At 37.6% G+C, this 22,149-nt stretch carries 19 protein-coding genes and 1 tRNA gene; 1 reads left to right on the top strand and 19 read right to left on the bottom strand.

Going from position 1 to position 22,149, the window contains the following annotated elements:
* Positions 1–132 precede the first annotated feature (132 nt).
* The 10 genes from AB1K81_RS11790 to AB1K81_RS11745 all read right to left on the bottom strand — a co-directional run bounded on the left by AB1K81_RS11790 (position 133) and on the right by AB1K81_RS11745 (position 12,189).
* Complete coding sequence (locus AB1K81_RS11790) at positions 133–1,032, bottom strand: peptidylprolyl isomerase (RefSeq protein WP_412976831.1); 900 nt, start codon at positions 1,030–1,032, stop codon at positions 133–135.
* 26 nt (positions 1,033–1,058) lie between these two features.
* On the bottom strand, positions 1,059–1,934 hold the full coding sequence (gene hslO, locus AB1K81_RS11785) for an Hsp33 family molecular chaperone HslO (RefSeq protein ID WP_412976830.1): 876 nt from the start codon (positions 1,932–1,934) through the stop codon (positions 1,059–1,061).
* Positions 1,935–1,951: 17 nt separating this feature from the next.
* Entirely contained in the window at positions 1,952–2,731 is a 780-nt protein-coding gene (locus tag AB1K81_RS11780) for a type III pantothenate kinase (protein ID WP_412976829.1), read from the bottom strand.
* Between the two features lie 217 nt (positions 2,732–2,948).
* Entirely contained in the window at positions 2,949–4,925 is a 1,977-nt protein-coding gene (gene ftsH / locus AB1K81_RS11775) for an ATP-dependent zinc metalloprotease FtsH (protein WP_412976828.1), read from the bottom strand.
* A gap of 109 nt (positions 4,926–5,034) precedes the next feature.
* Positions 5,035–5,583: a hypoxanthine phosphoribosyltransferase gene (gene hpt, locus AB1K81_RS11770; RefSeq protein ID WP_412976827.1), complete on the bottom strand. Its 549-nt coding sequence runs from the start codon at positions 5,581–5,583 to the stop codon at positions 5,035–5,037.
* Between the two features lie 10 nt (positions 5,584–5,593).
* The gene (gene tilS, locus AB1K81_RS11765) at positions 5,594–6,988 is read right to left on the bottom strand and encodes a tRNA lysidine(34) synthetase TilS (RefSeq protein WP_412976826.1); all 1,395 of its coding nucleotides are present in this window, start codon (positions 6,986–6,988) and stop codon (positions 5,594–5,596) included.
* A gap of 63 nt (positions 6,989–7,051) precedes the next feature.
* Positions 7,052–7,981, bottom strand: coding sequence for a protein kinase domain-containing protein (locus AB1K81_RS11760; protein ID WP_412976825.1), 930 nt, complete (start codon positions 7,979–7,981; stop codon positions 7,052–7,054).
* Positions 7,956–8,690 (bottom strand): hypothetical protein, encoded by a 735-nt coding sequence (locus tag AB1K81_RS11755; RefSeq protein ID WP_412976824.1) that lies wholly within the window; start codon positions 8,688–8,690, stop codon positions 7,956–7,958. The genes AB1K81_RS11760 and AB1K81_RS11755 overlap by 26 nt, the downstream gene beginning before the upstream one ends.
* An 87-nt stretch (positions 8,691–8,777) precedes the next feature.
* The gene (gene spoIIE, locus AB1K81_RS11750; protein ID WP_412976823.1) at positions 8,778–11,225 is read right to left on the bottom strand and encodes a stage II sporulation protein E; all 2,448 of its coding nucleotides are present in this window, start codon (positions 11,223–11,225) and stop codon (positions 8,778–8,780) included.
* A 502-nt stretch (positions 11,226–11,727) separates the two neighbouring features.
* Positions 11,728–12,189, bottom strand: coding sequence for a DinB family protein (locus AB1K81_RS11745; protein ID WP_412976865.1), 462 nt, complete (start codon positions 12,187–12,189; stop codon positions 11,728–11,730).
* 158 nt (positions 12,190–12,347) lie between these two features.
* Here AB1K81_RS11745 and AB1K81_RS11740 point away from each other — a divergent pair.
* Positions 12,348–12,421, top strand: a tRNA-Met gene (locus AB1K81_RS11740).
* Positions 12,422–12,602: 181 nt separating this feature from the next.
* On the opposite strand, the gene AB1K81_RS11735 is transcribed toward AB1K81_RS11740, so the two are convergent.
* The 9 genes from AB1K81_RS11735 to mfd form a co-directional block, all read right to left on the bottom strand.
* Positions 12,603–12,986 carry a S1 domain-containing RNA-binding protein gene (locus AB1K81_RS11735; RefSeq protein WP_412976822.1) on the bottom strand — a complete coding sequence of 128 codons (384 nt, stop codon included), beginning with the start codon at positions 12,984–12,986 and terminating at the stop codon, positions 12,603–12,605.
* Positions 12,987–13,057: 71 nt separating this feature from the next.
* Positions 13,058–13,435, bottom strand: a complete 378-nt coding sequence (locus tag AB1K81_RS11730) for an FtsB family cell division protein (RefSeq protein ID WP_412976821.1) — start codon at positions 13,433–13,435, stop codon at positions 13,058–13,060.
* 4 nt (positions 13,436–13,439) lie between these two features.
* A complete protein-coding gene (gene yabQ, locus AB1K81_RS11725) occupies positions 13,440–14,039 on the bottom strand; it encodes a spore cortex biosynthesis protein YabQ (protein WP_412976820.1) in 600 nt (199 codons plus the stop codon).
* A complete protein-coding gene (gene yabP, locus AB1K81_RS11720) occupies positions 14,036–14,338 on the bottom strand; it encodes a sporulation protein YabP (RefSeq protein ID WP_412976819.1) in 303 nt (100 codons plus the stop codon). The genes yabQ and yabP overlap by 4 nt, the downstream gene beginning before the upstream one ends.
* A 53-nt stretch (positions 14,339–14,391) precedes the next feature.
* Entirely contained in the window at positions 14,392–14,655 is a 264-nt protein-coding gene (locus AB1K81_RS11715) for an RNA-binding S4 domain-containing protein (RefSeq protein WP_412976818.1), read from the bottom strand.
* Between the two features lie 5 nt (positions 14,656–14,660).
* Positions 14,661–16,103, bottom strand: a complete 1,443-nt coding sequence (gene yabN, locus AB1K81_RS11710) for a bifunctional methyltransferase/pyrophosphohydrolase YabN (RefSeq protein WP_412976817.1) — start codon at positions 16,101–16,103, stop codon at positions 14,661–14,663.
* On the bottom strand, positions 16,100–17,647 hold the full coding sequence (locus tag AB1K81_RS11705; protein WP_412976816.1) for a putative polysaccharide biosynthesis protein: 1,548 nt from the start codon (positions 17,645–17,647) through the stop codon (positions 16,100–16,102). The genes yabN and AB1K81_RS11705 overlap by 4 nt, the downstream gene beginning before the upstream one ends.
* Positions 17,648–17,853: 206 nt before the next feature.
* Positions 17,854–18,390 carry a stage V sporulation protein T gene (spoVT, locus tag AB1K81_RS11700; RefSeq protein WP_412976815.1) on the bottom strand — a complete coding sequence of 179 codons (537 nt, stop codon included), beginning with the start codon at positions 18,388–18,390 and terminating at the stop codon, positions 17,854–17,856.
* 218 nt (positions 18,391–18,608) lie between these two features.
* Positions 18,609–22,127, bottom strand: coding sequence for a transcription-repair coupling factor (gene mfd / locus AB1K81_RS11695; protein WP_412976814.1), 3,519 nt, complete (start codon positions 22,125–22,127; stop codon positions 18,609–18,611).
* Between the last annotated feature and the right edge of the window lie 22 nt (positions 22,128–22,149).

The following is a 22,149-nucleotide window of genomic DNA, read 5'->3' as shown; positions in this document are numbered from 1 at the left end:
AACTGATAGGATTTATTTATAATGTAATTCTTGAACATAATAAAGTCAATCAAAATGCCCATGTTATTGGGAAAATTTAAAAAATATTCCAAAACAGAACAATCATAATCTCTCGTCATACCTTTTATTAGTCTATTCCCCAAATATCCATTCTATATCTAATTTTTCCCATAATGGATCTGCAACTAAGTTTTGATTGACCGACTGCAGCGCAAGCTCATTTCGAATATAAGGCTTTAACTCATCATAAGTAAACGTTATGTCCGGTAATTCCTTATGAAGAAACAGTATCGCTACTCCATTATCTGTCACAAATGGCTCACTGTAAGAGTATTCCTCAAGGCCTTCCGCAATATCAAAATAATTAGCAGGTAAAAATTCCGTATTAACCGAATTAAAACCTAAATATCCACCACGTTCTCTCGTCTCTTCATCAATGGAATATTCTTTAGCAAGTAACGAAAATGATGCTCCTGCTAGTAGCTCATCGTAGACTTTTTCAGCTGTGTCCATGTCTGAGACTAATATATGCGATAACTGTACTGATTCTGAAAATTGATACTGCCTATCATACTTATTGAAATAAGACTCCACTTCTGCATCTGATACTTGAATATCCTGTGCTAGGAGCGCCTCTAATTGGTAACGATAAACAATATCCTCTCGCCAACTAGCTTCCATTTCCTTTAGTTCTTCCTCTGAAACTAATCCTTGCATGGTAGTTAATGTTGCAATATCGCGTTCGATTACTTTATCACTAACCGTAATATTATTTTCCTCTGCTAGTTGCTTCACCACTTCACGATCAATAATAGTTTTAAGCTCTTTTTTTCCATAATTATTACGAAGCGACTTCATCCAGTCTTGAAAGGAAATTTTAGTCCCATTAATAGAAGCAACAGGTTTCTTTGTGTCTATTGCTTCATTTTCACCGACAGATTCTTCTGGTTGATCATTTTTCCATAATAACATCGTTGTCACATTGGTTATGAGAAGTACAACAATGATACCTAGTAGTAGTTTTTTTGACATAGTTAACCCCTTCCCATTACCGAATCCTAGACTTGATCCATTAGTTCTTTAAGATCTTCCTCAGAAAAATGATAGTTTTCATTACAAAAATGACAAGATGCTTCTGCACCGTGGTCTTCATCAATCATTTCTTGGATTTCCTGTTTGCCTAATCCAATAATCGCATTGGCTAATCTTTCTTTTGAACACTTACATTTAAATTGAACGGGCATTTTTTCATGAATTTTTAATTCTTCCCCTTCAAATAATTGTTCTAGTATTTCCTCCGGTGTTTTCCCTGCTTGAACAAGAGAAGAAATTGGTGGGAACGTTTTGATGCGATTTTCTAATTTATCAATCACTTCTTCGTCAGCACCCGGCATTACTTGCACAATAAAGCCACCACTAGCAAGAATCGTATGGTCTGGATTTACAAGTACTCCTGCTCCTACTGCTGAAGGAACTTGTTCTGACGTTGCAAAGTAATACGTAAAGTCTTCACTAATTTCACCAGACACGATTGGTGTTTGTCCTGTGAAATATTCACGAAGTCCTAGATCTTTTACAATGCTTATGCTCCCTGTTGTACCAACTGCTCTTGCAACATCTAACTTACCTTTCGCATTTAATTCAAAATCTACATGTGGATTGGTAACATATGCTCTAACTTCTCCTTCGGCATTCGCATCAGCAACAATAGCGCCAATTGGACCGCCACCTTCCACTTTAACCGTAAGCGAATCGTTCCCTTTTAACATGGCACCCATCATGGCAGAAATGGTCATCGTACGCCCCATAGCTGCTGATGCTGTTGCCCAAGTATCCTGTCTACGTCTTGCTTCCTCTACCATATTAGTAGAACGTATGGCATAAGCACGAACCATTCCTTTATATGTCGTTGCTTTTATTAAGTAATCTGACATGCTGTATAAACTCCTTTTTAACTGTTTTCGTTTAAGTTAATTTTATAAATTTCGTTTAAGCCCTTTAATGTTAAGTATGGGTCCACATAATCAATCGTCTCCGATGCTTCCCCGATTAGAGACGCTAGTCCTCCGGTTGCGATAACCTTTGCTTCTTTTCCTGATGTTTGTTTTATGCGATTTACTAATCCGTCAACTTGACCTATATAGCCATAAAAAACACCCGATTGCATGGCCTCTACAGTTGATTTCCCGACAACATTTGCTGGTGCTTCTATTTCTATTTTAGGAAGTTTGGAAGCTCTTTGGTACAATGCTTCCATGGAAATATTTATCCCTGGAGATATGATCCCACCACAGTATTCTTTATTTTCATTAATGTAGCAGTAGGTAGTTGCGGTTCCGAAATCAATGATAACAAGTGGTGCTTCGTGCTCTTTGATTGCCCCAACTGCATTTACGATTCGGTCTGCACCGATTTCTTTCGGGTTCGGATAGCACATTTTTAAATTCGTCTTAACGGTGTCTTTTCCGACCACAATTGGATCTATATGAAAATAGGTTTTACACATTCGCTCTAGAGAGAACATGATTGGTGGTACGACGGATGAAATCATGACTCCGTCGATATCGTTAAATTTGATTCCACTAAAATCAAATAATGATTTGATTAGCATGCCAAATTCGTCTTCTGTTTTGTAGCGGTCAGTTTTGATTCGCCAATGATATTTTAGTTCATCTTTTTCAAAAACACCTAATACTGTATTAGTGTTTCCTACATCTAGAACAAATAACATATTTTGAGTCCTTCCTTATTAAATTGACTTTCTATCGTAACCCGCGGAGGAAATACACTCCGCTCAGTGCATAAATCGAAGTCACTTCTCATAAGCAATCTGTCTTCATTATATTTTAACAAAATCCTAAGTCCTTAATAATATACCAAAATCAAATACGTAAGTGAAATTTCCAAACCGAACAAAAGGCAGCCTTTTTAAAAGGCCGCCTTTCTAATTACTCATCTTTGTTTTTGTCTTCTTCTATTTCTTCGTGAAGTTTTTGATCTGCTTTTTCTTTTGCTTCTTCAAAAGAATCAACTGTATCATCATCTTTTTTAGAATTAATATTTACTTTAACTTCACTTGTACCCTCTTCTTCAAGATCTTCTGGATCAGGAAGAACACCCTTTTCAAATAGAGACTTAATCTGTCTTGCATCTAATGTTTCTACTTCTAGAAGTGTTTGTGCAATTAATTCTAGCTTGTCGCGGTTCTCGGTAAGGATTGTTTTGGCACGATCATAACAATAGTTAATGAAGTTTTGCATTTCTGTATCGATATCGTGAGCAACTGCATCACTATAGTTTTGTTCGTTATTTATATCTCTACCAAGGAATACCTCTCCACCGCCACTGCTATATTGAAGTGGTCCGAGCTTTTCACTCATTCCATATTCAGTAATCATCTTACGAGCAATATTAGTTGCGCGTTGGAAGTCATTAGAAGCACCTGTACTTACTTCACCAAATACAATTTCCTCCGCAACACGACCACCTAAAAGTCCAGTAATCTTATCGAATAGCTCTGGCTTGGTCATGAAGTAGCGGTCTTCTTTCGGAAGCATTACAGCATATCCACCAGCTTGACCACGAGGGACAATCGTAACTTTATGAACGATATCCGCCTCATCCAGCACCATACCAATTATCGTATGACCACTCTCATGGTAAGCAACAATATTTCGTTCCTTCTCTGATATAACTCTCGTTTTCTTCGCAGGACCTGCAATTACGCGGTCAATTGCTTCATCCACATCTGTCATATCAATTTCCTTCTTATCTTGACGGGCTGCAACTAAGGCAGCTTCGTTTAGAAGGTTTTCTAAATCCGCTCCAGAAAATCCTGGTGTACGCATTGCAATTGTTTTTAAATCAACCGAAGCATTTAACGGTTTGTTTTTCGCATGTACTTTAAGTACTTCTTGACGGCCTTTAACATCTGGACGATCAACGGTAATTTGTCTGTCAAAACGTCCTGGACGTAATAACGCTGGGTCTAGAATGTCTGGTCTGTTTGTTGCGGCAACGATAATAATTCCTTCGTTCGCCCCGAAACCATCCATTTCAACTAGTAATTGGTTTAGTGTTTGTTCACGCTCATCGTGACCTCCACCAAGACCTGCTCCACGTTGACGACCTACTGCGTCAATCTCATCGATAAAGATAATACATGGTGCATTCTTCTTCGCGTTTTCGAATAAATCACGAACACGGCTTGCACCGACCCCAACGAACATTTCAACGAAGTCCGAACCACTAATAGAGAAGAACGGCACTCCTGCTTCACCAGCTACCGCACGGGCTAGTAATGTTTTACCAGTCCCCGGAGGTCCAACTAATAGTACCCCTTTAGGAATTCTTGCCCCGATTGCTGAGAATTTTCGTGGATCTTTTAAAAATTCTACGACTTCGACTAATTCTTGCTTTTCTTCATCGGCACCAGCTACATCTGTAAATCGAACCTTTTTCTTTTCTTCACTATACATTTTCGCTTTACTTTTACCGAAGTTCATCACTCGGCCGCCACCGCCGCCTTGTGCTTGACTAAGTAAGAAGAAGAATAAAAGTCCAATGATTAAGAACGGAATCATCGTTGTTAACAGTGTCACCCATATACTAGGCTGATCCATCGGAATCGTTTTTAATACACTCTGTTCTCTTGCTTTTGTTGTGATATCCGTAATAATATCATTATTTTCAGGTACTTGAGCGACAAATTGTTTGTCGTCCTCTAAGGTACCGGTTATGCGCATAATTCCATTAACAGGCTGCATGGTCATTTCTTTAATGTTGCCTGTTTCAAGTGATTGCATAAACTCATTGACGTTAAGTTCTTCAGCTTGCTCATGCTGACCACTTAATAAACTAATTACGGCTATAATAACCAAAAATATAATTAAGTAAAAAAATGCACTACGGAATACTCGGTTCATTGCCTACCTCCTCCCAGACGGGAAAAACTATTAACAATAGTATCATACAAAATTTAAATTTTTCAACTAATTGCTCCTTGATACCCAACAATATTCTTAAGACTTCTATTTATTCTTGACCACCGTAAATTTCCGGTTTTAATACGCCAATATATGGTAAGTTTCGGTATTTTTCATCATAATCTAATCCATATCCCACTACAAATGCATCCGGAACTTCAAATCCAACTAAATCCGCTTCAATGTCAGCAGTTCTTCCAGATGGCTTATCTAACAAGGTTACAATTTTAACCGACTTTGCTTTGCGATATTTAAATAGATCAACTAAATAGCGTAATGTATTACCGCTATCAATGATATCTTCAATAATTAGTAAATCGCGACCTTCTACTTTTGTATTTAAGTCTTTTACTATTTTTACTTCTCCTGAGGAAACCATACTTGTTCCACCGTAACTGGAGACGTCCATGAAATCCATCTCTAAATGGGTTTGCACTTGTCTTAACACATCAGACATAAAAGGTAATGCACCTTTTAGCACACCGATCGCTAACGGAAAGCGCCCCTCATACTCAGTTGTTAACTTTTCACCCAATTCTTTGCACTTCGCTGCAATTTGCTCTTCTGTAATTAGTATCTCTTTAATGTCGTTATGCACGATAATCCTCCTACACATTACCTTGTTCGTAGTTTAGTTGTATATAAATTGATTGTTCCTCTTTCGGGATAGTGTCTCGTTTTTTCAGACCAACTAGCCAAAGGATATCCCCATTATTATCCGTTACTACTGGCCAACTATTCCGATCTTGTAACGGTATTTTAGCATCAATAAAAATATCTTTTAGCTTTTTACTACCATTTAACCCATTCCATCTCATCCGGTCTCCCGCCTTACGATTCCGTATATGGAATGGAAGACTAATGTCTTTTTCCAAACAAATATATGTATTGTTCGTTTGAATTGGAATTTCATTTATATATGTAGCACTTACTTTATCACCGTTAGGAAGTATGACTTCACCGGGTACATCTAATACCTCGTGGAACGGTTCATTTTTTTCATCTTGATGGAAATAAAAGATAAGTTTATTATATGCTTTTTCTACCTTTAAATGACGGGGAAAATCAATTTGCACATTACCTTTTTCATTATTCAATAACATGAAAAATTGCTCTTCATGGACATAGGATAAATCTTTAGGTAAGTCATCACTATATAGATAGTTTAATATTAGATGAAAGGTACGCCTTTGTAAAGCAGATGCACGTGTTAGAAACATATCAATCTGTAACAATGCTTTGACTGGGTTTTCTTCTATTTGGACAATCTCCTCAAACAGTTTTTCTGCTTCTGATTGGAGGAACCTTTCATCCGCTTCCTTTGACTCACTCAAATGCTGAATGGTCCTATGCAGATTTTGATTCTTTTCCTTTAGTAACGGGATTACGTTTTTACGAAAATAATTACGTGTGTAATCCACGCTTTCATTAGAAGGATCTAAACGCGCAACGATTTGATTCTCTTTACAATACTGTTCAATCTCATCCTTTGTTAAACATAAAAATGGCCGAATGATTAATCCACCAGCAAATTCTCGCTTCACGGGTATGCCGGAAAAGGAGCTGGAATCCGCCATTCGGACCATTCGCATGACCATTGTTTCAACTTGATCATCGCCATGATGACCAAAGGCTAAATAGTCAGCATGAAAAAACTTCATCTGTTCAGCGAAAAAAGCATAGCGAAGTTTTCTAGCAGCTATTTGGGTTCCGATTTGTTCTTTCTTCTTAAATCCTTTAACATCAATCGATGTCCCTACAAATTCAATGTCCCACTTCCTACAAATTTCCTCCACATAATCGAGGTCTTCTTTACTTTCTTCACCGCGTAATTGGTGATCAACAGATAAGGCAATTACCCGTAATTTCCAATCGCGTTGAATTGTTTTGAAAAAATGTAAAAGTGCTAATGAATCCGGTCCTCCTGATACCGCGACTAACACTGTAGCATCTGGTGAAAGCAGTTGATGTTTATGAATAAAAGACGTGACTACATCATTCACTTCATGTCCACCTTCTTAAATTCTTAAGTACTCCTACATTTTACCATACGGAAGCATTGAACCTTAAGGAATTATTAATGAGGATAAGTAAAACCCAAGTGCAATTAATAGGAATCCAATGGACTCTGCTGCGACAGATGGTTTATCATCACTTCCCTTACGCTTTGTGACTCTCGATTGCTTTTGCAAATCATAGATAACGCTAGAGAGTTCGAGTTTCATCTCTTCACTAGTATGGTATTTCCCGAGCAATGCTTTTTTGAAAGACTGCCGGTATGGTTGAAGTGCTTTTACTTCATCAATTTTTTTAAATAGTACGTTTTGAGGATTTGCTCCTTTTGGAAATTGCTTTGGGTAGTAGACGCTGACAAATACCATGACTAGTGCAAATAAGTCATAGCTTGGTTCTGCTTTTCGCGTACCAAGACCCCAGTAACCTCGGTCATAAAACTCGGTATATTCTTTTATTGCCCTACCGATTTGTGTCGTTCCTCCAACATCGATCCATCTAAGACGTATTGGGGAACTCGTTACTAATAAATTATCCACCTTTAGATCACCAAAGACCCATCCTGCTTGATGCAAGCTCCCAAGGTCTTCAAGTAATTGCAGCATAAACACGCCAATCCATTCATTTCCGTTATGCTTCATAAATTCAGGAAGGGGTTTTCCTTGTATATATTCCATGACATAAAAGGAAAAAGTCGTACCCTGTGGTGTCACCCAATCATCGACATCTAACAAATAAGGCCCAAGACTTTGTGCTTGGACCTTTTCTAGTGACTTTAATACATTTACTTCCATAGTAACAGAAGCACTTTTATCACTAATTTTTAGTGCTGCTTTCCTTCCACCTGCATCACATAGATAAACCGACCCAATTGCCCCATTTCCAAGCTTACGAATTATCGTGTAGCGTTTTTGATGCCACTTACCCGTAATGGACATCCCAGGTCTTAAAAATGCATCATGCGTTTTCGACGTCTTGTTCATGGTTATTTCTAAAGCTCCTTAACAAGCTTTTTTTGCCAAATTGATACATTGCTTCGCGTATTGCCGGGCCTGTCGGTGTAATGCCTCCACTTGTAAGCTTCGGGAAAACGGATGAAATGGAATCCAACTTCGGAGACCAATCTAGTACTTTATCAATATCTTTACGTTTACCTGGAAAGTTATAAATAGCAAAACGGTTTCGACCAACACGAGAGTTTAGGCTAATCGATAAATCCATTAATGCTTCCTTCACCGTTGGTAATTTATCATGCATACTTGCACTTGTATCAATTAATACAAGTACCTCTAAATCACTTGTTTCTCCTAAATCTTCCACTACTTCCATGATTTCGCCCCGTTTTTCTGGGTCTAAATCTTCCATCGTTTGTTCTTTCCCTAGTATTTGTTTTAATTCCATGTTTACAAACCCTTGAATCGTTTGGGTCATTGCTTGCTTCGTAACCATTTGCACGGTTTGTGATAATGCCTGCTTATACACTAACTGACTTACACCGCCCCCAGACAAGGCAATTTCTTCTACTTCTTGTAAACCTTCTGGCTCTTCTGTTTGGTCATCTTCTAAAATACCAATTACATTCACGGTAATTCCTTGCTGATACGCTAGTGCTGCTGTTGCTGCTGGGTCTTCTCCTTTATTCGAACACCCATCTGTAATTAATAGAATTTGCTTTAAAGTCCCCTTCTTCATACGAAACACCTCCATATTATTCCTTTACCATCATTGACAAAAATGCTTAGAGGTATACATATAGAAAGAAGGAATCTAGCAATTTATTCACAATGCTTCTGTTTGATAGATTGGAAAAGTTGCCCATCTAGGAATATTCTTTTGCACTTTCGCAACTAGTACTGTCATATCGTCCTCAATTTCACCACTACGAGTTCGAATGACTTCTTCAAGTAATAGATCAGCAATTTCTTGTGGATTATCCGTTTCCATTTCACGGATTTTCCGCTTTAGCCAAACATCTGTGTTTTCTACATGTTTCGGACCGTCAAAAATACCATCACTCATCATAATCAGAATATCATCTGACTGTAATTGTTCATTGACAATGTCAACATCGAATTCGCGAATAATCCCCATCGGTAAGTTACTTGCCTCGATCTTTAGTAACTGATCGCCTCGTTTTACGAAACTTGGTGTGGAACCAATTTTTAAGAATCGAACAAAGGCATTGTGTAAATTAATGACAGCTAAATCTAGAGTTGCAAACATTTCATCAGTAGTTCGTAGTGCTAAAATCGAATTGATTGATTTGATTGCTACTTTTTCTGGGATACCGGTTTGCAAAATTTGTTGCAAGAGCCTTAACGTTTCTTTACTCTCTTCACTAGCCCGGACACCATTACCCATTCCGTCACTTATTGCCATTGCATATTTACCTTCACCAAGCTCAATCATCGTATAGCTATCTCCAGAAATAATACCTCCACCTTTTGCAGCATGGGCAACCCCTGTTTCGACGGTATATTCTTTAGCCGAACCGAACGCTAAGAATGAGTAGCCATTTGGGAAAGGCGAAATATCTTCCTGCTTAACAACGATCGTTTCATTTAAGATATCCGATAATACTGGGGCAATGAGCTTTTCCCCTTCACCGTGGTATTCATAGAAAGCAGCAGTCATTTCAATATCGACGCTACCTTTATCCAACCTATACACATCTAACTTCTCCAGTTCAATTCCAATCGATTTTAATGCATGAACGATTTGTAATTCTTGATTTTCATGATGTTCTCGCTCTTTTAAAATTTCTTTTGCAAAGTCTTCCATGACATCCGATACACCTTGAAGTTGTTCTGCTACTAGTTTTTTACTTTCCAATACTTGCTTTCTCAATTTTCGATTCGCTTCAAAATACGACATCTCCTCTTTCATCGTATCGATTACTTTGCGAGATTTTATACAATGATTTTCAAATTCGCGGATAAGCTTTCGGCTCGGATCATTTCCAGTTTCAATATCTTGCTTCATTTCTCCCATTAAGGAATACGTCTTATCAAATTGCTGCTGCCAGCATCTTTCCTTCATGAAGCATGATTGACAGGTTTTTTCGGTTACATTGCTAAGGAAGTAATCGGTCTCTCGTTGTGATTCCTCATCTTCTAATGAATAGTTTTCAGCAGAGCTAAAGCTTTTTGACAATGCTTCAAAGACTTCAGAAAACTGCTCTACACGTTTTGCCGTGACATTCCGTACTTTCTGCAAATATTGCTGCTGTTCATTGGCATGTTCTTCTGTTCCTGGAATGTAACGGGATAATTTTTTAAACCAGCTACCAGGTGTGATTAAAAATAATAAAATCGCAACAGTTGATTCAATAAGAGACGGGATTAAGGCATTAGAATCTCCATAGATTCCTACTAAAAACGTTCCAACTAGTAAACCGGCACCGACACCAATCTTTTTTCCTTCTTTTAGTAACCCACCAAGAAGACCAGAAAATGCTAGTAAGCTCATTTGATATAAATTAGCGACATTTGCTAGAGATAATATTAAGCCTGCAACAACCCCAACAGTTGAACCTATTGCCGCACCACCAACAAATGCAAACATTAAAACGAAGTATCGTGATAACACTTGTTCGATCGACGCATTGTATAACTCCCACCCAACCGTTCCAGTAAGGATGGATGCAATTAATATAATCATACAAACAATTTCTTCATTTTTTAATCCCGGACGATATCGCTTCTGGGAAATCAGAGGGACACTTTGCATAAATATTAAAACTAATACGGTTCCTAGAACTCCTTCTACAACAATAAGCATCCATTCATAGGAAGTAAGTTGTCCATAAATGGTATATAAGAAAATCCTCGGCCCTACGGTTGCTAAAAATACGAATATAGGAATTTTAGTTTGTTGTCCTTTTAAGTTTTTAAAGATGGTAGACAGAATTATGAAGAAGAATAACGCAATACCGACAAATAAACCGTGGGATAATGATATTGTAAATGCACCAAGCATCGTTGCGAGTAGTGTCTTTGCTGATTTGTCTCGATGCATAAACCATAATGTTGCTAAGAAGGCGACGGCAAAAGGTGAGACAACCGATAGAATGATAGCTCGTCCTAGTAAAAAGCCTACGATCATATATAGTAAGCCATAGTCTAGTAAAATCCTTTTACCTTGTGTGTATAATTTCATCCTTAGGTTATGTAAAAATGTATTTTCTACATCGATTGCTTTTGTCTGGACTCTTGAAACAGATTCCATTCAACCACTCCTCTTTGACGGATTATTTTTGTTTTCTGTTCTACTGATGGTTTTTTGTGCATATACTATTTTTATGGACAGTTCCTCTTTCATAACAGTAAAACATAGTTGGTTATTTTTTTTTGTCAAAACAAGAGGGTTGTTTAGAAAAATCGTTCGACTGAAATCTAGTAGGTGATTGGGTTTTCTACATATTCTTTATTTTTTGGTTGTTGTTTTTGTCAGAGTAAGTCGGGGTTTTTATTGTTGTAATTTAATTGTAATCTTTTAGAAATGCTTCTTGCCAATCCCGTGGCGGGAATACACTCCGCTTTCCTGCGGGGGCTGGTGATCCTCCTCGAGCTAAAGCTCTGTGGGGTCTCACCTAGGCCACTGCTCCCGCGGGAGTCTCCGTGTATTCCCGCCACTCAGTGCTATAAAACAATATACATTTCTTTCCAAGCACTACAAACAAAAAACTCGTATCAAAAAATAACGATACGAGTTTTTAACATCTACTGTTTTATTTTATAAATCGTTTTATATATTGTATTGCTGCTGTGTGTAGGGCTTCGTGGTAGATGGTTCGGATTAGAACTTGTTCGATGGTGTGCATGCCCATTTCGGTTGGCTGGAACTCCTCTTCTAGTCGGTCTTGGTATTTTTCTTTAATATTTGTGATTTGGTGTTGTAATAATTCCTTTAGCTCGTGTAAGTTTGGTGTTTCTGCAGTAAAATCGCTGGGACTTGTACCAAAACCGAACCATTGATTTAATTTGTTTGCTTCTTCGGATTTTTCCTTTGTAACAGCTTGGATCCAAAGGTATTGGTCAAGATATAGATGCCCTAAGTTCCATCTAATGTTATTATTAAATCCTTCTGGTATGATATCTGCTTCTACTTCTGTGATGTTTTCAACCAGCTGTAACGTTTCTTGACGATAGGTGTTTAGCTGGTTGAACAGTACTTTATGACGTGCTTTCAACATTCTACACCTTCTTCTTTCGAAAATTACTATATACATTCGACATTTATCTGAAAATATCCTCTTTATTTAAACATATTGACATGAGTGAAATCGTCATGTATTATGATTCTTGTTGACTAAACAAACCAATTTGTTTTTCATCAATTATATATTATGGCGGCGTAGCTCAGCTGGCGAGAGCGTACGGTTCATACCCGTGAGGTCGTGGGTTCGATCCCCTCCGCCGCTATCAAACAAAAAACCTGTTATCTTTTTAGATAGCAGGTTTTTCTTGCATTTTTAGCCAGGTCCGCTGACCTGACTACATGCTTGCAAAGTCAAAATAGATAGAAAAACGGCTATCATATTGATAGCCGTTTAGTTTTATATATATAAAAATTTTAGAGCATTATCCGGGTAGACAGCATTTGTTATCCTCTTTTAGCACCTCGACCCCCACGTCTGGATTCTGTGTGCTTTTTCAAAGAGGCTAAGCGATCTTCTGAATCCTTTAGAAAACGGTTCATTTTAGCTTCAAATGTCTCCGTACGTTCTCTAGGATTTTGACGGACTGGCTTTTTCTCCTTCGCTTTCTTAATGGATAAACCAATTTTGCCATCCTTTTCAACATTAATTACTTTAACCTCTACTTCGTCTCCTACAGAAAGGTGTTCATTAATGTCTTTGACATAATTATCAGCAACCTCACTAATGTGAACTAGTCCAGTTGTCCCTTCTCCAAGTTCAACAAAAGCACCAAAATTAGTGATACCGGTTACCTTACCTTGCAGTTTGCTGCCTACTTCAATTGACATAAAAAAAATGCTCCTCCTTAAGAAATTAAAATACTTTACTTATATATTATAGCTAAGCCAGTAAAAGTGTGTCAATATGACGAGTCTTCTTCCGGAGTTTTAAAAATTAACTCGCCTTCTTTTGATAGAAAGTATTTCGTACGAGCAATCTCTAGAATATACTCTTCATCATTTAGCAATTGAATTTCTTCTTTATACTTCTTCTCTTTTTTCTCTAAATCTGCAAGCTCTTCCTGCAGTTGCTTATATTCTTCTAACTTTTCAGCATGTAGAGCTCGTTGTTGAAAGTGGTAGACCGCCATGCTGCCAGCAGCAATTGCAACTACAACAAGAAAAAGAGCCAGCCTACGAAAAAGTCGCTGCTTTTTACGTTTCTGTCTTTCTATGTAAGCATCATATTGATCCATATATTGCGAGTTCAATTTCGTTACTGTTTTCTTCTTCTGCATAGCGTCACCTCCTCTTTGCTGTGATATATCTTAATACTTTTCTACATATATTCTGTATTTTACTATAAAATCCTGCTAAATGGTGTAAAAATAATTTGAATTTTTGAGGTAGAAGGCGATAAATCATACTAAAGAACCATTTTAATGGAATATAGATGCACTTTAAGATAAAGCCTACGATAAGTATCAGCAAATTAAAGAGGAAGATTACTGCTGCAATCAATAATTTAATCATATATCGTATGGGAGCTATAATTAACATGTTCACTACATTACGCAAAAATTGGTAGATTCTATATATGATGATAATCATTCGTTCCAAGAGCCGTTTATACAGGTTTGCGGCAAAGACTTGATATGCCGCAAAACCTAATAAACATGCAGCAAATACATAAAAACGTAGCTCCCCAGCATTCACTTGGAATAGAACAAAATATAAAATGAAAACTTGGGTGAGCCAAAAGCTAACTTCCATAAAATACACTAAAAACAAATTCTCTTTCCAATGCTTTTGGAATCGGCGAAAGGTTTCAAGTGCCATGCCAAGATAAAGGCCTCCACCTATCATAGAAACCATCGTTAAGAATTGGACACTCAGTGTCATCGGAATAGCTTGCTAAAGAAGCCTTTAGCCTTCTCCTGATGATGTTCATCGACGTAAGACATTTCATAAACCTTTCCTTTAATGGATACTACACCTTCGCCAACATCTAAGTTTTTTAGCTGGAGGTTTTGTCCACGAATGATTAAATATCCCATTACGGTTTCTAGCAAAAACTCCTCATTATCAAAGCTATCCACTTCTTTTACGCCGGTAATCTCTAACAGTCTACGATTATTCAGTTTTAATTGATGGTCTTGCTGTTGTACTCTTGTACTATTTTCTTTTTCATAATAGTTCATATCCGCTTCCTCCTTATCACTAATAACTTATGATAGGAGGGACAAGTATAGAACTACTCTACTTCGATTTTTTCTTCTTTTACAATCTTATAAAGCATACCTGCTTCATCTTTTCGAACTGTCTCTTTTAGCGATGTAACTTCTACTGTTACAAGCTTTTGTCCGAACCTGATTTGTAATGTATCCCCAATGGCTACGGTAGAAGAAGCTTTAGCTGGATTTCCATTAATGGAGATTCTCCCTTGATCTGCTACTTCTTTCGCTAATGTTCTTCTCTTAATTAATCGAGAAACCTTTAAAAATTTATCTAAACGCATCCTTCTCACTCTCTTTCCTTTGCTTCGTTCCAATAATGATCCATTTCATCTAGCGTAGACTTCGTGATATCTTGTCCCTTTTCTTCAAGCTTTTCCTCTATATACGTAAACCGCTGGATGAATTTTTGATTCGTTTGACTAAGTGCATTCTCTGGATTTACTTTATAATATCTTGTTAAGTTCGCTAGTACAAATAGTACGTCGCCAAACTCTTTTTCTATTTCCACTTTATGTCCGGATTCAATAGCAACACGGACTTCTTTTATTTCTTCATCTAGCTTTTGCCAAATATCCTCTACTTGATTCCAGTCAAATCCAACTTTAGCTGCCTTCTTCTGTAATTTATAGGCTTTAAGAAGAGCTGGTAATCCTTTTGGTATTCCTTCTAGTATAGACTTCCGGGTTTCTTTTTTCTCTTCCCGTTTTAATGCTTCCCAGTTGGTTAATACGTCATCTACAGAATCAACTGAGACATCGGAAAACACATGTGGATGTCGGTAAATCATTTTATCGGTAATGGATTTAATGACATCATCTATTGTGTAGTATCCGTCATCTTCACCGATTTGGCTATGAAGCATAATTTGTAATAATACATCTCCAAGCTCTTCAATAATCCCGTCATCGTCTTGATCATTAATCGCATCAATAAGCTCATAAACCTCTTCAATGGCATATTCTCGTAACGATTCATGGGTTTGTTCCTTATCCCACGGGCAGCCATTAGGACCCCTTAATATCGCAATCACTTCCCTAAGACGATTAAAGGTATGGTGTAATAACTGTTTCGGTGCTGGTGGAATATAGACACTCGTTAAATTACTCACTTCTACCGAATGGTCTAATTCCTCCACTGGAATCGTAAGTTTCTTTTCCTTATTACTCCCAGCTGCATCTATAATCGTTACTTGATAATCAGGCGGTAAATCCTCTAATAGTGCAAGCTTTACTTCTGAAGCAGTAAACTGATCATAAACCTGGCAAAACACAATATGATTTTGGTAATTAAGCTCACTCCGATTAAACCCGGTAGCATCTACAAATTGGAACCCGTCAATCGGGTCAATTTTTAGTGAGGTAAATAAAGCATCCAAATAGCTCTGTCCACCAATAATTTCTACGTCGGTGTTATCTTGCTCAAGTAATAACTGAACGGTTTTCTCCGCAAGCATCGGATGCCCCGGTACGGCATACATCACATTAGATTCTTTTGCTTTCTCTAATAAAGTGTAAACAATCTCTTGGTAAACCGCTTCAAACGTCTGATTTTGCTTATATAAATGATCAAACGATGTAAACTGGACACCTTCAGCTTGTAATGTTTCGATTACGGGATGGTCTAAAGTCCGTGCGTAGATCACTGTTTTTTCATTTATTAATTTTTTATAAACGCCAAGTGGTAGCTGGTCGATATCCCCTGCACCTAGGCCTATTACTTCGATTTTCATTTGTTAGACCTCCTAAATTTCGCTCCAAAAGGGATAAGATGGAGTTCCTTTTCAGAGAACGCCTTAAAGCGAATTAATAACCCGATATAAATAACCGCCCCGATTCCTGACAATAAGAGGACAGTGAAAAGCAGCGCTAACCTTGAAAAGCTCTCCGTCGGTAAGATAGCATCTGCAATTAATAAAAAGGCTACCATACCAATAGTCGCAGTTAAAAATGGCTTCCATTTCACGGTTAATAGTTTTCCATGTGGGCTCGTTTGTTTCAGCTTTATTATGGTTGCAATAGTTAGAAACAATAAACTAGCTACTGTACCAATTGCACCTCCTACGATTCCGAAATGTGGGACGAACCATATATTTAATAACCATTTCATTATAAATGCTAACACAATATAAACGGCTGTCCATTTTATAAACCCGAGCCCTTGCAAAATAGAGCTTGAAGTTATGGTGATAGAACTTAATAAAACAGCTGACATTAAAATCATTAAGGCGATGTCACCATGATTGTCTTCATATAACAACCGATTCACTTCTGGAAATAGTAATATTAATCCCAGACTAGCAGCCCAGGCTAAATAAAAGCTAATCTTTAACGAGCTTCCAATCTTATCAAAAGCTAGCGATTCTCCTGGATACACTGCACCTTTGATCACACTTGGAATGAGGGCCAAACCAAATGATGATCCTAACACTGCACCGATTTGGATAAGTGGTTGGCCACGGTCGAATACTCCTTTTGCTTCCATTGCCTCTTGATTTGTTAGGCCACTCTCCATTAGTCCAGGAACTACGGTAAACGAATCGGCAAATTGAATGATTAACAATATCATATGGCTTAATGCGGCTATAAATCCATATACTACAATGGTTTTACTATAGTATTTCCACGGAATGTTCCGATTTACTTTTTTTACGGGTTTATTCTTAACATAGAAGTACACTAATATAACAAAAGCAACGACAGACCCAAAAATAGCTGCAATCCCAGCCATATTTCCAATCCAATAAATATCCAACCCATGTACTGCGACAAGACTTGCGATACCAATGATAATCGAGACACGAAAAAGCTGCTCTCCAATTTGAGAATAGGCGGTTGGTTTCATGTCTGACTTCCCTTGGAATACGCCTCGTAATAAAGCCGTAAAAGGAATGACTAGAAATAGTATGCTTGCAATTTTATATCCACTAGCTAGCTCCTTGTCGCCAACAAATATGGCAATTTCATCGGCACTTAGATAAAGGAGTAAGGCGAAGAAACTACTTAGCCCGAAAGAGATAGCCCAGATTGGTAACATAAAATATTTAAAGGATATGTCTTCGGCTTCAGCGGTAAGTTTTGAGATTGCTGTTGGAAAGCCGTATAGGGCTAGAATTAATGTAATACCGATAATTGGATATATTTGTTGGTATATGTAAAAGCCAATGTCACCTGTAAGGTTTTGTAGTGGTATTCGGTATCCTGCACTTAGTATTTTGCTGATTAACCCGGCTAGTGTGAGGATTAGGGCACCTTTAACGAATTTATTCGATTCCATATGTAACGTCCTTTGGAGCTGATTATTGTATGTTTTGTTTGGTTATCAGATTAACCATTCAATATGTCTAGAGCCTTCCTGAAATTCCCATACATTATATCACAACGTAATTTCATATTCGCTCTATACAATCCTATTATCTACCTCTTCACAAGAAAAAGAGTAAAAATTAGTGTGTTAGGACTAATTTTTACTCTTTTTTAATTTTATTCCATTTGTTTTGCTAAAAAGCTTGCTGCTGTTTCTAGGGATTTTTGTTCTACTTCGCTAAGCTTCTCTCCTTCTCTTGAGAACATGACAACGCAACCGATTGGGTCTCCATTTGCAATGATTGTGCTAATGCAATATGAATTTACTTCTTCTTCTTTTCCTGGTAATAGCTCTAATGATGTTGCGTCGGTCTCTAGTGTTTGAAGTCTACTTTCGATTGCTTTTTCGATTTTAGGGCCGATGTTTTTATTTAAGTAATCTTTTTTGGATTCTCCTGCTACGGCGATAATTTCATCACGGTCGCATATTAGGACAGGATGATGAAGTGAATCGAATAGTGCTTGTGCATATTCTGTAGCAAAGTTTCCTAATTCATTGATTGGTGAATATTTCTTTAAAATCACTTCACCTTCTCGGTCAATGAAAATTTCTAACGGGTCTCCTTCACGTATACGTAAAGTTCTTCTAATTTCTTTCGGGATGACTACTCTACCTAAATCATCAATCCGTCGTACAATTCCTGTTGCCTTCATTCCTGAAGCCTCTCTTTCTTATGATGATTTCTGGTGCTAAAGTTAGAAGCTAAGCTATTATGTCTTCTTAATTGGTGGTAAAGTTTAGTTAAGATACCAGGGGTAGCCTAACCTAAGTACTTACACAACCTTAACTTCTTTTTTAAGTAAACTCCAGTTGTGTTTTAGTAGTATGAATCATCTTGGAAGAACTATACATGAAATACCATTTATTGTAGTTAACGATTAATTTTATCCATTTTTCCAATAAAATCTTTTATGGTATCGTAGCGTGAAAATTTCGTATCTCTGGAAAAACGGTAAATCACTTTTAATTTTGTTTGTTCTGTTCCGAGTAAAATATCTCGTCCATATTCATTAGCAAGTTCAAAGATTTTCGCCCCATCGACTAACTGACTTCTGTCTTCTGATACGAGCAATTCAATTTTGTTATTTTTTTCCGTAATCGATTCAATCCGCTCTCGTTTCGCTAACCATCTAAGCTCCGAAACTATAAATAAATTTTCAACCTCTGTTGGAAAATCACCGAAACGGTCGAGTAATTCATCCTGTAACTCCTCTATATCGTCTTTTGAGGTGATTGTTTGGAACTGCTTATACATATCAATTTTTTGTCTTTCATCCTCAATATACGTATCCGGGATGTAGGCATCGATGGATACGTTCAGTTCTGGATCAAACGGTTTAATCTCTTCCATTTCTTTCCCTAGTTTTTTTGCTTCAATAGCTTCACTTAACATTTGGTTGTACATATCAAATCCAACGGAATCAATAAATCCATGCTGTTGAGCACCTAGTAGATTACCTGCTCCACGAATGGATAAATCTCGCATGGCAATTTTAAAGCCAGATCCTAGTTCAGTAAATTCTTTAATTGCTTGCAAGCGTTTTTCCGCCACTTCGTTTAATACTTTATCCTTTTTATACGTAAAGTAAGCATATGCTACACGATTAGAACGTCCAACCCTTCCACGAAGCTGGTAAAGTTGACTAAGTCCCATTCGGTCTGCATCATAAACAATTAATGTATTTACATTCGGAATATCCACACCGGTTTCAATAATGGTCGTACTAACAAGTACATCAAACTCGCCTTCTAGAAAACCAAACATGACATTTTCTAGCTCTGCCTCATTCATCTGTCCATGGGCAAATGCTACCCGAGCCTCTGGTACTAGCATACCGATATCTCGAGCCATTTTATCAATATTTTCAACCCGATTGTATAAGAAGAATACTTGACCATCTCGAGCCATTTCTCTTTCGATTGCTTCCCGGATTAATACTGGATTATATTCCATTACATACGTTTGGATTGGGAAACGATTTTCCGGTGGTGTTTCAATGACAGATAAATCACGAACTCCAAGCATGGACATATGCAGTGTACGCGGAATTGGTGTTGCTGTTAAAGTTAGGACATCAATATTTGTCTTCATTTGCTTCACTTTTTCTTTATGCTTCACACCGAAGCGCTGCTCTTCATCGACGATTAATAAGCCTAGATCATGGTATTCTACGTCCTTGGAAAGGATGCGATGGGTACCAATTACGATATCAACTAATCCTCGTTTTAATCCATCTATCGTTTCTTTTTGTTGTTTAGCCGTCCTAAATCTACTTAATAACCCAATATTAATCGGGTAGTCCTGGAATCTTTCCCGAACTGTTTCATAATGTTGCTGCGCTAAAATCGTCGTTGGAACAAGTATCGCTACTTGTTTACCATCGGCAATTGCTTTAAACGCTGCACGTATTGCAACCTCCGTCTTACCGTAACCAACATCACCACAAAGCAATCGATCCATTGGTCGTTCTCTTTCCATATCTTGTTTAATTTCCTCAATACAACGTAATTGGTCTTCTGTTTCTTGATATGGAAACGATGCTTCAAACTCTCGCTGCATCTCACCATCTGATGAAAAGGCAAACCCTTTACGAGATTCTCGTTCTGCATATAGCTTTATTAAGTCGTCGGCAATATCTTCCACAGAGGATTGTACTTTTCGTTTTACTTTTGTCCACTCACTACCGCCTAATTTATAAAGCTTCGGTTCTTTCCCTTCAGAACCGACGTACTTCTTCACTAAATCAATCTGCTCAATTGGTACAAATAATTTGTCATCGCCAGAGTATTTAATCAGCATGTAATCTTTATGCTTTCCTTGGACCTCTAACGTTTCAATTCCTAAATATCGTCCTATACCATGGTTTGTATGAACAACATAGTCACCAACTTTAAGCTCTTGATAGTTTTGAATTCTTTCGGCATTGGAGATGTTTTGTTTCTTTCTAGGGCGTTTATTTCGTTTCTTAAACAATTCATTTTCCGTTATTAACGCTAATTTATGCATCGGTAACTCTATACCACTTGTGATATTCCCGACTACGATAGTTGGTATTTCAACTGGCAAATGGATTTGTTCTGAAATGACTGCCTCAATATCATAGTCATTTAATATTGAATGAACCTTATCTGCACGATTTTTATTTGGTACGACGACTACAACGGAATAGTCCCCTTTTTCCCACCGATTTAATTCATTTTTAAATAAATGCATTTGTCCGTGGAAATCCTGCATCGCTCTAGAAGAGAGGTTGACTATGTTTTGCGGATTCGTATTTGGAATATGACGTAAAAATACAGACATATAAATACGGGTCGCATTCATATTGCCCCAAACAGTATGCCAATCAAAGGAAAACTTACTATCTACTACCATTTTGCTTGCCTCAAGTAGACTGCTGTACCATTCTGCTTCTTCTTGATCTAAATTCGTAGCAGTTTCCTGGATTCTACTCATTTCATCCAGAACTACTATTCCCTGTTTCGGGAGATAATCTAACAAACTAGCAGGTTTATCATAGAAAAATCCTAAATACTTATGCATTTCAGGAAAATGTTCTAAATTTTTTAATCGATCGATATCTCCTTCGATGGCTTCGGAAAGTGTTTCTTTTGCCTCTTTTGACTTTAACTTTTTTAATGTTTTAGAAAACGCCTCTTCTAAACGTTGCGCCCCTCGCAAAATATCCTCACTTGTTAAAAGTAACTCTGTAGCAGGTCCTACGGTTACTTCCTGTAATCGATCTAAGGAGCGCTGTGTGTCTGCATCAAAATATCGAATAGAATCCACTTCATCATCAAACAGTTCAATTCGAATAGGATGAGCTTCCGTGACAGGGTAAATATCAATTATTCCCCCGCGTCTACTAAATTCACCAGGGGTTGTAACCATAGAAGCATGCTCATATCCCATATCTACTAATGAACTAAGGTAGGAGTCAATATCGATTTCTTCTCCCTCACGAAATAGCAATTGATATTTACTCCAATAATCTATTGGGGGTAATATCCGCTTAAGTGCTGCTACCGGCGCAATGAGAATACCTGATTTTTGATTCGACCATTTCGTTAATGCCTCAATCCGGCTACTGCGCAACTCTGGACTTGCGATTGCAATTTCCGATGCGATAAGCTCGTTAACTGGATATAAATGGACATGTTCTTCATCTAAAAATGCAGATAAATCATCATATAATTGTTGCGCTTGCACCAGTTGGTATGTAACAAGTAGTATTGGCCTGTTTAACGATTCTTCCATGGCAGAAACTAGCATACTTCTGGCTGAACCAGATAAACCAGCTACTAACTGCTCCTTTAATCCACTATCAATACCATCGATAATAGATTGTACATCCTTTTGTGATCCTAAGTATTGATTAAACGCTTTCACATCAAAACCCCCATTATGACTT

Origin of the sequence: Ornithinibacillus jepli (assembly GCF_047228935.1) — a bacterium.
GTDB lineage: Bacteria > Bacillota > Bacilli > Bacillales > Amphibacillaceae > Ornithinibacillus.
The sequence above is the reverse complement of the archived record's forward strand: the minus strand, read 5'-3'. Positions and strand labels throughout refer to the sequence as shown.